Raw genomic sequence first — 14,301 nt, forward strand, 5'->3', positions numbered from 1 at the left:
GATGCAGGGCTTCCCGATCCTCTCCGTCATGCTGGCGGTCCCGGCCATTGCCGCGATCGCCTGCCTCTTCCTCAACGCGAACGGCGCGCGGATGCTGGCGCTGGCCGCCACGCTGGTCGACTTCGCCCTGGGCATCCTGCTCTGGACGCAGTTCGATGTGGGCGGCGCGCAGTGGCAGTTCGTCGAACATGCCCCCGGCGTCTTCGGCCCGTTCGGCTGGTCGCTCGGTATCGATGGCTTCGCGCTGATGCTGATCATGCTCAGCGTGTTCCTGATGCCGATCTGCATCGGCGCAAGCTGGCGTTCGATCGACAAGCGGGTGCCCGAATATATGGGCCTGTTCCTGTTCACCGAGGTGCTGATGATCGGCACCTTCGCGGCGCAGGATCTGTTCCTATTCTACGTCTTCTTCGAAGCCGGCCTGATTCCGATGTACCTCATCATCGGCATCTGGGGCGGAGCGAACCGCATCTACGCGTCGTACAAGTTCTTCCTGTACACGCTGCTCGGCTCGCTGCTGATGTTCGTCGCGATGCTCTATATGGCGCGCACGGCGGGCACGACGTCGATCCCGGCGCTGCTGGCCTATGACTTCCCGACCTCGGTCCAGACCTGGTTGTGGATCGCCTTCTTCGCCTCGTTCGCGGTCAAGATGCCGATGTGGCCGGTCCACACCTGGCTTCCCGACGCGCACGTTCAGGCCCCGACGGCGGGTTCCGTCATCCTGGCGGGCGTGTTGCTGAAGCTGGGCGGCTATGGCTTCCTGCGCTTCCTGTTGCCGATGTTCCCGGAGGCAAGCGGACAGCTTACCTGGCTGATCTTTGGCCTGTCGGCGGTGGCGGTGATCTATGCATCGCTGGTCGCGCTGGTGCAGTCCGACATGAAGAAGCTGATCGCCTATTCGTCGGTCGCGCACATGGCGATCGTGACCATCGGCCTCTATGCCTTCAACCAGCAGGGCATCGAAGGCGCGATGATCATGATGCTCAGCCACGGGCTGGTGTCGGGGGCGCTCTTCCTGTGCGTCGGCGTCATCTATGACCGGCTGCACACCCGCGAGATCGCCCGGTACGGCGGGCTGTCGATCAACATGCCGAAATATGCGGTGCTGTTCCTGTTCTTCACCATGGCGTCGATCGGTCTGCCGGGCACCAGCGGGTTCGTCGCCGAGTTCCTGTCGCTGATGGGCACCTATCAGGTGTCGACCTGGACGGCGTTGCTCTGCACCACCGGTATCATCCTGGGTGCGGCCTATATGCTCTATCTCTACCGGCGGGTCGCTTATGGCGAGATCAAGTCGGACGAGGTGGCGGCGATGCCCGACCTGTCGCACCGCGAACTGTGGTTGCTGGCACCGATCGCGGCGGTGACGCTGTGGATGGGCGTGTACCCGGAGAGTTTCCTCGCGCCGATGCGCAAGGACGTGACGATCCTGCTCCAGCGGATCGACCGGGCGAACCCCGGTTCGGACAGCCGCCCGACCGCAGGCAACCCCGCGCTGGCCACCACCCACGCCCCTGAGCACCAAGCTGCGCACGGGGAGGCGCACTGATGAGCTATTCGTTCAATCTTCTGATGGTCCTGCCCGAGTTGGTGCTGACCCTCGGCGCGATCGCGCTGATGCTCGTCGCCGCCTGGGGCGGGACCGCCTCGACGCGGGGCATCTCGATCGCGGCGGTGTTCGTGCTGGCGGGGGCGATGGTTTCGCTCGCCGGTCCTGCGACCACGGGCGGGCTCGCCTTTGGTGGCCTGTATCGCGCGGACGCCTTTGCGGGTTTCGCTAAGGTGCTGATCTATCTGGCGACCGCGGTGGCGATCGTCATGGCGCCCGGCTTCTTCGCCAAGACGGCGGGTGAGGATTTGCGGCCCGAATATCCCATCCTCATGCTGCTCTCGGCCGTGGGCATGGGCATGATGGTGTCGGCGGGCGATCTGCTGACGCTCTATGTCGGCCTCGAACTCCAGAGCCTGTCGGCCTATGTGCTGGCCAGCTTCATGCGCCGTGACAGTCGTTCGGCGGAAGCGGGGCTGAAGTATTTCGTCCTCGGCGCGCTGGCCTCGGGTATCCTGCTTTACGGCATCTCGCTGGTGTACGGCTTTTCGGGGTCGACCGACTTCGCGCAGATCGCGACCGCCTATGGCCGTGATGCCGCGATGGGCACGCGCTCGCTGGGCCTGGTGTTCGGCCTGGTGTTCGTGTTCGCAGGTCTGGCGTTCAAGATGTCGGCGGTGCCGTTCCACATGTGGACCCCGGACGTCTATGAAGGCGCGCCGACCCCGGTGACGGCCTTCTTCGCCTCGGCGCCCAAGGTCGCGGCCATGGCGCTGGCCATCCGCGTCGCCGTGGAGGCGATGGGTTCGGCGGTGCAGCAGTGGCAGCAGATCGTGACCTTCGCAGCGCTGGCGTCGATCATCCTGGGTGCCGTGGCGGCCATCGGGCAGACCAACATCAAGCGACTGCTGGCCTATTCGTCGATCAACAATGTCGGCTTCGCGCTGATCGGTCTGGCGGCGGGCACGGCGCAGGGCGTCGCGGCGGTGCTGACCTATCTGACCATCTACGTCATCATGACGCTGGGTGCGTTCCTGATCGTCATCCGGATGCGCGACGAGAACGGCAATCCGCTGGAGTCGATCGCCAGCCTGTCGGGCCTGTCACGGACCCGCCCGGCACTGGCCTGGGCGATGGCGTTCTTCATGTTCTCGGTTGCGGGCATCCCCCCGCTGCTCGGCTTCTATGCCAAGTTCGCGGTGTTCAATGCGGCGGTCGCGGCTGGGCTGTTCCCGCTGGCGGTCATCGGTGTCGTCGCCTCGGTGATCGGCGCTTATTATTATCTGCGCATCATCAAGACGATGTTCTTCGATGAGCCGGCGGGTGCCTGGGACAACGGCGATGCGCAGCCGGTCGAGAACGGTCTGATCGCGCTGTCGGCGCTGTTCGTTTCGCCGGTCGGTTATCTGGCGATCCCGCTGCTCGGCGCATGGTCGCTGGCGGCGGCACGGGCGCTGTTCTGAGCCGATTGCTGCATGTCCCGGAAACGGGATCGACCAATGCCGATCTTCGCCAGCTTGCCGAAGCAGGCGGCGAAGACGGTAATTGGGACGGCCTTTGGCTCCGCGCCGACCGGCAGACGGCGGGGCGCGGACGCCAGGGGCGGGAATGGTCCTCGCCCTCCGGCAATTTCTATGGCTCGACCTTGGTGCGCTTGCGCCCCGGCGATCCGATGCCCGCGACGCTGGCACTGGTCGCCGCCGTCGCGATCGAGGACGCCGTCCGGTCCTGCATCCCCGACATCGGGCCGCGGCTCTGCCTGAAATGGCCCAATGACCTGCTGATCGACGGCGCCAAGCTGTCGGGCATTCTTCTGGAGCGAACCGGCGATGCGGTCGTCATCGGCATGGGGATCAACCTGGCGTCGGCCCCGGACCTTCCCGACCGCGCCACGACCGCGCTCCGCGATCATGGCGTCGATGTCGCGCCCGCGACGATGCAGGCGCTGCTCGCCGATGCGATGACCCATTGGGTCGCAGTCTGGCGTGGGGTCGGCCTGTCCGCCGTGATCGAAAGGTGGGAAGGGCGGGCCCATCCACAGGGCACCACGCTGACGGCCAGACTGCCCGATGGTCAGGCGCTTACGGGCAGTTTTCAGGGACTGGCGCCGGACGGTGCGCTGCAACTCGGCTTGGCGGATGGCGTGACCCATGTCATCCACGCCGGTGACATCTTCCTGGTCTGAAGGACGAACCATGCTGCTTGCGATCGATGCCGGGAACACGAACGTGGTCTTCGCGCTGCTCGATGGGCGAGTGATCAAGGGCCGCTGGCGCATCGCCACCGATCCGCGCCGGACGGGCGATGAATATGCGGTGTGGCTCAGTCAGTTGCTGGCGCTGGAAGGCTATGCCCGTGAGGACGTGACCGGCGTCATCATCGCCACCGTCGTCCCGCGTGCGCTCCACAATTTCCAGGTGCTGGCGCAGAAATATTTCAAGGTCGATCCGCTGATTGCTGGGAGAGCGCCGGTCGAGTGGGGGATCGCGATCGACGTGGACGAACCCGCTTCGCTGGGCGCGGACCGAGCGGTCAACACCATCGCAGCGCATGAACTCCATGCGGGCGACCTCATCACCATCGATTTCGGCACGGCGACCACCTTCGACATCAGCGACTATCGGGGTGCCTACAAGGGCGGGATCATCGCGCCGGGGATCAACCTGTCGCTCGATGCGCTGGTCACCGCCGCCGCCAAGCTGCCGCGCATCGCGATCGAGGCGCCGGCCAGCCGCGACGTCATCGGCCGCAACACGGTGGACCAGATGCATATCGGCATCTTCTGGGGCTATGTCGCGATGATCGAGGGGCTGGTCGCGCGACTGAAGGCGCAGGTCGGGCGGCCGGTCAAGGTGCTCGCGACCGGCGGCCTGGCGGCGTTGCTCAGCCCGCATACCGATGTTTTCGACCATATCGAACCCGACCTGACCATTCAGGGGCTGGCGATCCTGTGGGAACGCGCCCATATTGGCCGATGAAGTTTCGGATCGGACAGCCCGCGAAAAGCCGCAGGGCGTCCGCATCCGCAAAGGAATGACCGCGCTTTGACCGGCGCACCCCTATCGCCCCGAACCCGCTTTCAGCGGGGTGGGCGTCCATTGTCAGGAAGTGAATGACTCCCAAGAAAGAATTGCTGTTCTGCGCGCTCGGTGGCTCGGGCGAAATCGGCATGAACGTGAACCTGTACGGCACCGAAGGTAAATGGGTGATGGTCGATTGCGGCATCACCTTCGCCGATCCGGCCTATCCGGGCATCGACGTGATCCTGCCCGACCTGAGCTTCATCGAGGACCGGCTGGACGATCTGGTCGGCATCGTGCTGACCCATGGTCATGAGGACCATATCGGCGCGCTGCCCTATCTGGCCGAAGACCTGGGCGTGCCGATCTACGCCACGGCGTTCACCGCCGGACTGGTGCGCGGCAAGCTGGAGGAAGAGGGCAGCGCCAACCGCGTCAAGCTGCGCGTGATGGAAGCGGGCAAGGCGTTCGAGGTCGGTCCGTTCGACTTCACCTTCGTGCCCCTGTCGCACTCGATCCCCGAGGCGAACGCGTTGCTGATCGAGACGGCGGTGGGCCGCGTCTTCCACACCGGCGACTGGAAGATCGATGCGACCCCGGTGATCGGCAAGCCCGCCAGCCCCGCGCAACTCTCATCGATCGGCGACCGGGGCGTCGACGTGCTGGTCTGTGACTCCACCAACGCCTTCAACACCGAGGCGTCGGGCTCCGAAGCCAGTGTCCGCCCCGGCATTGCCGAGACGGTCGCCAAGGCCAAGGGGCGGGTCGTGGTCACCACCTTCGCCTCCAACGCCGCGCGTCTGGTGACGCTGGGCGAGGTCGCCAAGGAGACGGGGCGCAAGCTGTGCGTCACCGGCCGTTCGCTCGACCGGATTTTGAAGGTCGGCAAGGCCTGTGGCTACTTCAAGGGCTTCCCCGAGACGGTCGATCCCGAAACCGCGATGCGGCTGCCCAAGGACCGCGTCCTGATCGTCGCGACCGGCGGACAGGGTGAGCCGCGCGCGGCGCTGTCGCGGATCGCGGAGGGCAGCCACACCATCCGGCTCGACACCGGCGACACGGTGATCTTCTCGGCGCGCCAGATTCCGGGCAATGAGACGGCGGTCGGTCGCATCCAGAACATCCTGGCGGGCAAGGGCGTCCGCATGGTCACCGAGCGTCAGGCGCATGTCCATGTCTCCGGCCATCCCGGCCAGCCCGAACTGGCGCAGATGTACAAGTGGCTGCGGCCCAACACGCTGATGCCCGTCCATGGCGAGATGCGCCACATGATGGAACATGCCCGCTTCGCGACGACGCAGGGTGTGCCGCAGACGCTGGTCCAGTCGGACGGCGACATGGTCCGGTTGCTGCCGGGCAATGCCACCAAGATCGGCAAGGTGCCGGTCGGGCGGCTGGTGCTGGACGGCGACGTCATCCTGCCATCCGACGGATCGACCATGAACGAGCGACGCAAGCTGGCGATCAACGGCCAGATCTCGGTCGGTGTCGCGGTTGCCAAGGGGCGGCTGGTCGGCAGTCCGCAGATTCGCGTCCAGGGCGTGCCTGTCGAGGACGAGCGCGACGCGTTCATCGCCGAGGCGATTGCCGCCGCCGCCAAGGCGGTGGATGGCCCGCGCCGCGCCAGCGACAAGCTGCGCGAGGATATCCGTCTGTCGGTGCGCAAGGTCGCGACGCGCTGGACCGGCAAGAAGCCGATCGTCGACGTCCTGCTGATCGAGGGATAAGCCATGCACTGGACGTCGGCCCTCGCGATCTACGTCCTGTTCTGGTTCCTGGCGGTGTTCCTGGTCCTGCCCTTCGGGGTCAGGACCGCGCATGAGGCGGGGGCCGAGCATATCCCCGGCACCGCCGAAAGCGCGCCGCATGTCTTTCTGATCGGACGCTTCTTTCTCCGCACGACGATCGTCGCGACGGTGATGTTCGGCCTGTTCTATCTGAATTACGTCCATGGCTGGATCACCGCCGACATGCTCGACTGGAGCGGGGTGAGCCGGGGCGTCTGACATGGCGCGCGCGTCCCGCCTGTTCGATCTGCTGCATTTGCTCCACCGCCAGAGCCGCGCGGTCAGCGGGCGTCATCTGGCCGAGCAACTCGGCATATCGCTGCGCACCCTGTATCGCGATATCGCCACGCTTCAGGCGATGGGCGCGGATATCGAGGGCGAGGCGGGGCTGGGCTATCGGCTGAAACCCGGCTTCCTGCTGCCGCCGATGAGCTTCCCGATCGAGGAGGTCGAGGCGCTGGTGCTCGGCGCGCGCTGGGTCGCCGAGCGGGCGGACCCGGCCATGGGGCAGGCCGCGCGCAGTGCCGTCGCGCGGATCATGCGCGCGATGACGCCGGAACAGGCCGAAGCGATGCGCGCCACCCATTTGTTCATCGGTGTGCGCTCCGAGGCCTATGAGTCCGAGGTCGATCCCGCTCCTCTCCGTGCGGCGATCCGCAGCGAACGCCGCCTGTCGATGATCTACCGCGATGCCGAGGGGGCTGCGTCCGAGCGGATCATCTGGCCCTTCGCGATCGCGCTGTTCGACCGGGCGGACGTGCTGCTCGGCTGGTGCGAGTTGCGGGGCGACTATCGCACCTTCCGCATCGACCGCATCGTCACCGCCCGCCCCTTGCCCGAGCGCTATCCACGCCGCCGTGCGGTGCTGCTGCGCGAATGGAGCGAGGCCCAGAGCATTCCGCAGGAGCGTTTCCTGCTGACGGAAACTGACGCACGGGTCGGATAGGCGAGGCTCCTCTCGAACCAAGGAGCCTTGTCATGGAATGTCCGACCACCACCATCCTGCTGCATGTCGCCGATCCCGCCGTCAGCGCCGATTTCTATCGCCGGGTCCTAACCCAAGAGCCCGTGGATGCCAGCGAGGCCTTTGTCCTGTTCCTTCTGTCGTCCGGCCAGGCGCTGGGCCTTTGGCGTCGCGACGTGATCGATCCGCCCGCAACCGGCGTGACCGGCGGTATCGAGATCGGGTTCAAGCAGAGCCATGAGGGCGTCGATACGTGTCACGCGGAATGGCTGGGGCAGGGCGTCACGATGCTGATGCCGCCGACCGACCTACCCTTTGGGCGAAGCTTCGTCGCGCTCGATCCCGATGGTCATCGGTTGCGGGTCTATGCGCTGAACGGGTGAGGCGAGGGCGGGGTCTGGCCTTCGACTTCGCTCAGGCCGAACGGGGTGAGGGGTAGGCCCAAACCTCCGTTCGCACTCAGCGAAGTCGAAGTGCGTGGGACATCCGCGCCGCCCCTTTACCGCAACCGCTCGATTGCCTGGGCGAGCGCCACATAGAGCTTGCCCATGTCCGACGACAGCAACGTCACGCCCAGCGGCGATCCGTCCCGCTGGGCGAGCACCCCGCGCAGCATCGCTTCGAAATCATGGATGTAGCGGTTCACATGGTCGCGGAACTTGGCATCGTCATCGTACAGATCGGCGATGTTGCGCGCCTGAACCGAATCCAGGATCCGCACCGCCCGCCGGGTGAAGACGCCGCGATCGCCCTTCAGATAGGCGGCCCAGGCGCTGTCGGTCACTTCGGGCGCATAGATTTTCGCAATGTCGATCGACGCCGAATTGAGCGATTCGACCAGCAGCGAGGCGCGACGCGCGAAATTGTCGCGTTCGGCTTCCTCGCGCTCGGTCCGTGCTTCCTCTAGCCGCGATTCGACGATCGCGGTCCTCTCGACGATCAGATCGGCCTGTTTGGCCAGCCGCTCGGTCGCGCGGGTGGCGGCTTCGACCGCGCCCTGGGTCGCGTCGACAATGGCATGGACCTGACGCTCGACCGTGTCGCCGGTGGCGCGGCGCATCGCCTCGGCGCTGGCGAGTTCGAGCGCATGGGCGGCCTCGGGAATGACGTCGGCCAGCGTCTCACGCGCCTTTTCGGCGGCTGTCGCGGCGGTCTCGCGCACGCGGAGCAGCGCATCGACCAGCTTGGGGGCCGCTTCGTCGGCGAAACGGTGTGAGCGTTCGATGGTTTCGTCCACCATCATGCCCAGCGCATCCGCCTTGGCGCGCCCGCTCGACAGGGTTTCGAGCAGTGATCCCGACAGGCTTTCCAGCGTCTGGCGCTGTTCGGCGATGACGTCGGCGATCGCCTCGATCGCTTCATGGGTGCTTTCGGCGGCGGCGACCAGCGCCAGCAATTCCGGCTTGGTCTCCACCACGACCGCATGGCTGGCCTGCATCCGCTGATCGAGCCGGTCGAGCGCTTCGGGCAGGGTCTCATCCATCTCGCGCGCGGCGGCGTCGAGCGCGATCAGCAGCGTCTCGGTCGTGCCGATGACGCGGTTGGCCATCTGCTCGCCCGCCTCCAGCGCGCCGGTCATCGCATCGGCCGATCCGCCGAGCGCACTGATCGAGGCGGCCAGCATCTGTGACTTTTCGGTGCCCTGCATATGGAGCAGCGCGATCCGCGTCTCGACCCGTTCCAGTTCGCCGTCGAGCGACTGGACGATCGCCTCGCCCGCGATCCGTTGCGCATCCAGTTCCTGGGTCAGACGGGCGACGGCGGCATCGACACCGGCGATCCGCTCGGCCAGCGCATCGGCACTGTCGCGCGCCGCACTGTCCAGCGCCGCCTGATTCGCGCCGACCATGGCCAGCATCGTCTCACTTTGCGCGGCCAGGCTCTGCCGCGACCGGTCGATGGCCTCGGCAGTCCGATCGAGCAGGGCGTCGATGGTGGTCGAGACGGTAGCGGTCACCTTTTCCAGATGCTGGCTGGCGGAACGGCTGGTCGTCTCCATCTGTTCGATATGGGTGGCCAGGCGCATCGCCGCGCCACTGGCGATGGTGTCGGCATCCTGTCCGCGCCGTCCCAGTGCGACCAGTTGCGCGTCCAGCGCGGCGACATGCGTCTCCGCCGCGCGGACGATATCGGCCATCCGGTCGCTCGCCTCGCTGACATCCTCCGCCGCCTGGGGCAGCGCACCCAGCAACTGGGTCAGGCTGGCCTGGCTGGTCGCGGCGACATCCGCCAGGGTGCGGCCATGCGCCTCGACCATGAGGATATCGTCGGTCAGGTCGCGCGCGATGGTGGTGAAATGCCTTTGCGCCAGTTCCATCATATCGGACAGGCTTTCCGCTTGCGCCGCCAGTTCGCCCCGGTTCGCAGCGAGCGCCTGACCGATGGCGGCGACCGCGCGTTCCAATGCGACCGCCTCCGCCCGCATCTCATGCGCGGTCAGGGCAAAGCGGCGCTGCTCGGCCCGGCTGCTCCGCTGCACGATCAGCCATAGGACGGCGATCGTCATCGGCCCCGCCAGCGCGAGCGTCATCAGGGGCGGCAGGGTCGCGATCGACAATTCGCCCGAGCGCGACAGGCCCAAGGCGGCGACCGCCCCGACCCAGCCGATCGCCCCCGCCAGTGCCAGCAGCATCGGCCAGCGCGCGGCGGGCTCCTCCGCCACGGGATCGGGGACGGCCCCTTCGTCCAGCCAGGGGCTGCCTGTCATCGCGGTCATGTCCGAAGCACTATCATGGGCCATGTACGGCGCGCCATGGTCGGCCATATCCGACGCCGTTTCCGGCATGTCCGACCTGTCCTGACGCTCCGCGCGCACATCCACGATCATCAAAGCCCCCGTGTCACAATGGGTCGGTTTATCACGTTTGCCCGCCGCAGGAAGCGATTTGCGCTATTCCGTGGCGGGCGGCTTCCGGTTTATGAGGGGGCAATGACTTATGAACATGGAACGATCGACTCCGCCCTGGCGGCAGTTGCCGGCGATGAGCCCGCCGTCATCCAGGATCTGCGCCGTGCTTTCGTCGAAGGCGTCACCCATGTGCTGGAGGTGATGCACCTGGCGCAGAACGGTCAGGAATGGCGCGAGGCCGCCCTGCGGCTGAAGGGGCTGGCGGCGAGCGTCAATGCCCTGCCGCTGATGACCCTGGCCGCCCAGGCGGCGGAGCGTGACGGCCGCGACGCCGCGCTGCTCGACCAGATCGGGAAGCTCGTCGCCCGCCTTTGAACGAGGTGGGCGGGGGCATGCGGTCGGGGCTGGCAAGGACCGCCCCGAGCGCCTAACAGCGGACGATGCTGTCCGGTCTTCTTTTCGCGATTGACGACGCCGACGACCGCCCCGGGCGGTTGACGGCCACCTTGCCGTTCGCCGGCGTGACGCTGATCGAATATCAGGCCCGGCTGCTGATCGCGGCGGGCGCGGCGCAGATCATCATCGTGGTCGCCCGGCTGACCCCCGAATTGCTGGGCGCGATCGCCCGTATCGCCCAGCGCGGCGTAGTGGTCGACACCGTGCGCAGCGCGGTGGAAGCGGCGGAGAAGCTGCATCCCCTGTCGCGGCTGGTCGTGCTCGCCGACGGCCTGATCACCACCGAGGATACCATCGCACTCGTCCTGCGCGACACCGGCCATGACGCGCTGGTCGTCGTGCCGGAGGCGGGGGCCGAGGCGGGGCTGGAGCGGGTCGGCGGCCAGATGGCCTGGGCGGGCGTCGCGCGGGTCGATCCGCGCCGCGTGGCCGAGGTCGCCGCCCTGCCGCGCGATTACGACCTGCAATCGACGCTGCTGCGGCTCGCGGCGCAGGCCCATGCGACCCATATTCTCCTCCCCGGCGATGCGCAGAAGGCCGGGCATGGCATCGTCCACCGCGCCGAGGCGCTGGATGCACAGGGGCGTGCCGTGGTCGCCCGGCTGGTATCGGGGCGGCGTAGCTGGTTCGACCGTTATGTCCTGGCCCCCATCGCGCGGTTGAGCCTGCCGCGTCTGGTCGAGCGGGCCGTGCCCGCGCATGTCGCGGGCGGGGTGGGGACGGGACTGGGCCTGTTGGGGCTGGTGCTGATCGGTTTCGGGCTGCCCGCCTTCGGAGTGCTTGTCACGATCATCGGTACGCTGGGTCTGGGCCTGGCCGAGACACTGGCGGGGCTTCGCGACGAGCAGGGGGCGGTACGGGCGCATTCGGCGTTGATCGCCGGGCTGGCCGCGCTCGCCATCGCCGTGCTGGGGTGGCAGCATTATCGCCTCTGGGCCGACGATCTGGCGCCGATGTTCGCCATCATGCTGATCGTCCTGGCGATTCTGACGGAGCGGGCGGCGCTGTATCGCTTTCGGCGGCGCTGGTGGGCCAGCCCTCCGGCCTATCTGCTCGTCGTCCTGCCCGCGACCATGCTGGGCATGACGCTCGGCGGACTGGTGCTCGCCAGCATTTATGCGATTGTCACTTTGGCGTCCGCAATCGAGACATTACGCGCGCAAGTTTAGTGTCGCTTTAACATCAAAGGCATTAGCGATGCCGGATGGCGGTCGCACCGGACCCATTTGATGCCCTCGATTGGCAGCGCGCTCGGCTATCCGAGCGGGTGGCCATGGCGCGTATGCGTGCCGCCGCGCGGCGTCAGGGCGCGGTGGCCGACCTGCGGCTCGACGATGATTCGCGACTGACCGACCGGATACGGTTCGAGGTCGCCGCGCGGTTGGACGCGCTGGTCGAAACGACCGCCGCCGACCTGTTGCACCAGGCCGAGCGGCTGCGCGCCGAGGACGACGGCGAACGCGATCCCGTCGCTCCACCTTCGCCAGCGGAGGCGATGGCGCGCATGCGGCAGGCGGGGCTGTTCCATGCCCCCGATATGGTCGCCGAACTGGTCGCGCAGGTCCGCCAGCAATTGCTGGCCGAGGCGCTACCCATCGAAAGCATGGCGGGCGACGCGCCCAGCCTGCTCGTTCGCCTGATCGAAGCACCAGACCGGATCGTCGCCGCGTCGGCCCGCGCCGTACTGGCCGCTGAGGGTCGCGCGCGCATGGTGGAAGCGGATGGCGAGGTGATCGCCTTGCCCGGCGCGGTGCGTCGCAATCTGGTCTGGACCGTCGCCGCCGCATTGCGTCAGGGCGACGATGCGGGGCTGGACCGCGCCCTGGCGCAAGCGGCGGAGCGGGTGCTGGCCGCGCATGGCGAATCGGAGAGCCCGGGTGCGGCGGTCCTGAGGCTGGCGGAGGCGATCGATGCGCGTCCCGCCGAACTGCCCGACCTTTTGCTGGAAAGCCTGTCGGATCGGCAGCTCGGCCTGTTCATCGCGCTGCTCGCCCATGCCACGGGCATCGAGCATGACGAATTGCGCGACATCGTGCTGGAGCCGGAGGGCGATCGGCTCTGGCTGGTCCTGCGGTCGCTCGACCTGGGCCGCACGGCGGTGGCGCGGATCGGTCTTGCCCTGTCGGACGCGGATGGGCGACGCGACGTGGACGGCTTTGCCGACGCGCTGGATGCGATCATGGCGATCCCGGCGGCGGACGCGCGGCGCGCCATCTCCACGCTGGGCCTGCCGCGCGCCTTTCGCGAGGCGATGGCGCGGCTGGACGAGGGGGCGTCGCGTTGACCTCGATCGACGGCCCCGGCGAATCGATGGTGGCGCGCGCCATATTGGATGCGGGCGATCATCTCCTCTCCGCCGACCCGCCCATCGAGTTGCTCCACATGCGTTCGGGCGGCGGCGCGGACGATCCGATCGCGGTCGCGCCCATCGCGCGGATTGCACGACTGGCGCGCCGCCTGGGCATATCCGTGTCGCGCAAGGTGCGGGTCGCCGACGACGAAGGCGATCTCGACCTGTGGGTGCAGGCGCGACCCGAGACGGGGCAGATCAGGCTGAGCGTCAGCGGCTGGCGAGATCGATCCGCCTGGCGGCCCGTTGCGACGCCGCCGGACCATGCCGCGATGGGAGCGGATTTCCGCTGGGAGACCGACGCCGCGCTGCGCCTGACTTTCCTGTCACGGGAGGTGGGGGCGCGATACGGCTTCGATCCCGACGCACTGCTCGGACGGCCCCTGAACGCGCTGTTCGCCTTCGATCCCGCGACGGGAGATGCCAACGAGTTGATGCGCGCCGCCGCGCCGCTCGACGGTCGCTGCGCCCGGCTTCGCCCGACCGATGCGCCGGTTCGGCTGTCGGCGGCGATCCGGCATGACGGGATGGGGGGGATCGCGGGGCTGACCGGTGCGACCTTCCTGATCGATCAGCCGGGCGCAGGGGAGGGCGATACGCCGTCGCCGATCCATCAGCCGCCCTTGACCGAGAGCTTCACCGCCGGGCTCGACCGTGCGCTTCGCACGCCGCTCGCCCGGATCGTCGCGAATGCCGACAGCATCGCGGCGCGTGCCGATGGGCCGATCGCGGCGGACTATGCCGAATATGCCGGGGATATCGCCCATGCGGGGCGGCATTTGCTGGGGCTGGTCGACAATCTGGTCGAGTTACAGGCGATCGAGCAGCCGGACTTCCGCCTGGCTGCGACACCGATCGATCTGGCCGATGTCGCGCGCCGTGCCGCCGGGCTGCTGGCCGTGCGGGCCGATGCGGCGGGGGTGACGATCCGTCGCCCCGGCATGGCGGAGGGGATGAGCGCGGTCGGCGATTTCGGCCGCTCGTTGCAGATCCTGATCAACCTGATCGGCAATGCCCTGCGCTACTCCCCCCATGGTGGGGAAGTGGTGGTCAGCGTCGCGCGGGAGGCTGACTGGGCGATGGTCCGCGTCACGGATCACGGCAAGGGGATAGCGCCCGAAGACCAGCCGCGCATCTTCGAGAAGTTCGAGCGGGTCGATCCGTCCGAACCCGGCGGCAATGGCCTGGGCCTTTATATCGCGCGGCGACTGGCGCGCGCGATGGGCGGCGACCTGACGGTCGAGAGCGAGGCGGGGCAGGGCGCGACCTTCACCCTGGGCCTGCGCGCCCGATAGAAAAGGGCCCCCGAAGGAGCCCTTTTCCC

General features: G+C 67.6%; 13 protein-coding genes. 12 read left to right on the forward strand and 1 reads right to left on the reverse strand.

Annotation, left to right across the window (positions count from 1 at the left end; translation table 11 throughout):
* The first annotated feature begins 1 nt into the window (after nucleotide 1).
* The 8 genes from QE379_RS09060 (at nucleotide 2) to QE379_RS09095 (ending at nucleotide 7,706) form a co-directional block, all read left to right on the forward strand.
* The gene (locus QE379_RS09060; RefSeq protein ID WP_306999769.1) at nucleotides 2-1,552 is read left to right on the forward strand and encodes an NADH-quinone oxidoreductase subunit M; all 1,551 of its coding nucleotides are present in this window, start codon (nucleotides 2-4) and stop codon (nucleotides 1,550-1,552) included.
* Nucleotides 1,552-3,015 carry an NADH-quinone oxidoreductase subunit NuoN gene (gene nuoN / locus QE379_RS09065; protein ID WP_306999770.1) on the forward strand — a complete coding sequence of 488 codons (1,464 nt, stop codon included), beginning with the start codon at nucleotides 1,552-1,554 and terminating at the stop codon, nucleotides 3,013-3,015. Before QE379_RS09060 ends, nuoN begins: the two co-directional genes overlap by 1 nt.
* The gene (locus tag QE379_RS09070) at nucleotides 2,982-3,737 is read left to right on the forward strand and encodes a biotin--[acetyl-CoA-carboxylase] ligase (protein WP_306999771.1); all 756 of its coding nucleotides are present in this window, start codon (nucleotides 2,982-2,984) and stop codon (nucleotides 3,735-3,737) included. Before nuoN ends, QE379_RS09070 begins: the two co-directional genes overlap by 34 nt.
* A gap of 10 nt (nucleotides 3,738-3,747) precedes the next feature.
* Complete coding sequence (locus QE379_RS09075; RefSeq protein ID WP_306999772.1) at nucleotides 3,748-4,530, forward strand: type III pantothenate kinase; 783 nt, start codon at nucleotides 3,748-3,750, stop codon at nucleotides 4,528-4,530.
* 134 nt (nucleotides 4,531-4,664) lie between these two features.
* Nucleotides 4,665-6,299 (forward strand): ribonuclease J, encoded by a 1,635-nt coding sequence (locus tag QE379_RS09080; RefSeq protein WP_306999773.1) that lies wholly within the window; start codon nucleotides 4,665-4,667, stop codon nucleotides 6,297-6,299.
* A 3-nt stretch (nucleotides 6,300-6,302) separates the two neighbouring features.
* Nucleotides 6,303-6,578 carry a DUF1467 family protein gene (locus QE379_RS09085; RefSeq protein ID WP_306999774.1) on the forward strand — a complete coding sequence of 92 codons (276 nt, stop codon included), beginning with the start codon at nucleotides 6,303-6,305 and terminating at the stop codon, nucleotides 6,576-6,578.
* Between the two features lies 1 nt (nucleotide 6,579).
* Complete coding sequence (locus QE379_RS09090; protein WP_306999775.1) at nucleotides 6,580-7,305, forward strand: YafY family protein; 726 nt, start codon at nucleotides 6,580-6,582, stop codon at nucleotides 7,303-7,305.
* 32 nt (nucleotides 7,306-7,337) lie between these two features.
* Nucleotides 7,338-7,706 (forward strand): VOC family protein, encoded by a 369-nt coding sequence (locus QE379_RS09095; protein WP_306999776.1) that lies wholly within the window; start codon nucleotides 7,338-7,340, stop codon nucleotides 7,704-7,706.
* 116 nt (nucleotides 7,707-7,822) lie between these two features.
* Here the strand turns inward: QE379_RS09095 and QE379_RS09100 are convergent, their stop codons facing one another.
* Nucleotides 7,823-10,150, reverse strand: a complete 2,328-nt coding sequence (locus QE379_RS09100; protein WP_306999778.1) for a hypothetical protein — start codon at nucleotides 10,148-10,150, stop codon at nucleotides 7,823-7,825.
* A 102-nt stretch (nucleotides 10,151-10,252) separates the two neighbouring features.
* On the opposite strand from QE379_RS09100, the gene QE379_RS09105 reads away from it, so the two are divergent.
* The 4 genes from QE379_RS09105 to QE379_RS09120 all read left to right on the forward strand — a co-directional run bounded on the left by QE379_RS09105 (nucleotide 10,253) and on the right by QE379_RS09120 (nucleotide 14,272).
* The gene (locus QE379_RS09105) at nucleotides 10,253-10,546 is read left to right on the forward strand and encodes an Hpt domain-containing protein (RefSeq protein ID WP_306999779.1); all 294 of its coding nucleotides are present in this window, start codon (nucleotides 10,253-10,255) and stop codon (nucleotides 10,544-10,546) included.
* Between the two features lie 131 nt (nucleotides 10,547-10,677).
* Complete coding sequence (locus tag QE379_RS09110; protein WP_306999780.1) at nucleotides 10,678-11,796, forward strand: hypothetical protein; 1,119 nt, start codon at nucleotides 10,678-10,680, stop codon at nucleotides 11,794-11,796.
* Between the two features lie 104 nt (nucleotides 11,797-11,900).
* Entirely contained in the window at nucleotides 11,901-12,911 is a 1,011-nt protein-coding gene (locus QE379_RS09115) for a DUF2336 domain-containing protein (RefSeq protein ID WP_306999781.1), read from the forward strand.
* Nucleotides 12,908-14,272: a sensor histidine kinase KdpD gene (locus tag QE379_RS09120; protein ID WP_306999782.1), complete on the forward strand. Its 1,365-nt coding sequence runs from the start codon at nucleotides 12,908-12,910 to the stop codon at nucleotides 14,270-14,272. The genes QE379_RS09115 and QE379_RS09120 overlap by 4 nt, the downstream gene beginning before the upstream one ends.
* Nucleotides 14,273-14,301 lie beyond the last annotated feature (29 nt).

Origin of the sequence: Sphingomonas sp. SORGH_AS_0879, assembly GCF_030819175.1 — a bacterium.
In the GTDB taxonomy this organism is placed as follows: Bacteria; Pseudomonadota; Alphaproteobacteria; order Sphingomonadales; family Sphingomonadaceae; genus Sphingomonas.

What these genes read in the sequence shown, in the direction of transcription:
- QE379_RS09070 (WP_306999771.1), top strand. Translation starts at nt 2,982, where the DNA reads ATGGTCGCTGGCGGCGGCACGGGCGCTGTTCTGAGCCGATTGCTGCAT.
- QE379_RS09075 (WP_306999772.1), top strand. Translation starts at nt 3,748, where the DNA reads ATGCTGCTTGCGATCGATGCCGGGAACACGAACGTGGTCTTCGCGCTG.
- QE379_RS09105 (WP_306999779.1), top strand. Translation starts at nt 10,253, where the DNA reads ATGACTTATGAACATGGAACGATCGACTCCGCCCTGGCGGCAGTTGCC.
- QE379_RS09060 (WP_306999769.1), top strand. Translation starts at nt 2, where the DNA reads ATGCAGGGCTTCCCGATCCTCTCCGTCATGCTGGCGGTCCCGGCCATT.
- QE379_RS09090 (WP_306999775.1), top strand. Translation starts at nt 6,580, where the DNA reads ATGGCGCGCGCGTCCCGCCTGTTCGATCTGCTGCATTTGCTCCACCGC.
- QE379_RS09095 (WP_306999776.1), top strand. Translation starts at nt 7,338, where the DNA reads ATGGAATGTCCGACCACCACCATCCTGCTGCATGTCGCCGATCCCGCC.
- QE379_RS09085 (WP_306999774.1), top strand. Translation starts at nt 6,303, where the DNA reads ATGCACTGGACGTCGGCCCTCGCGATCTACGTCCTGTTCTGGTTCCTG.
- QE379_RS09115 (WP_306999781.1), top strand. Translation starts at nt 11,901, where the DNA reads ATGGCGCGTATGCGTGCCGCCGCGCGGCGTCAGGGCGCGGTGGCCGAC.
- QE379_RS09080 (WP_306999773.1), top strand. Translation starts at nt 4,665, where the DNA reads ATGACTCCCAAGAAAGAATTGCTGTTCTGCGCGCTCGGTGGCTCGGGC.
- nuoN (WP_306999770.1), top strand. Translation starts at nt 1,552, where the DNA reads ATGAGCTATTCGTTCAATCTTCTGATGGTCCTGCCCGAGTTGGTGCTG.
- QE379_RS09100 (WP_306999778.1), bottom strand. Translation starts at nt 10,150, where the DNA reads ATGATCGTGGATGTGCGCGCGGAGCGTCAGGACAGGTCGGACATGCCG.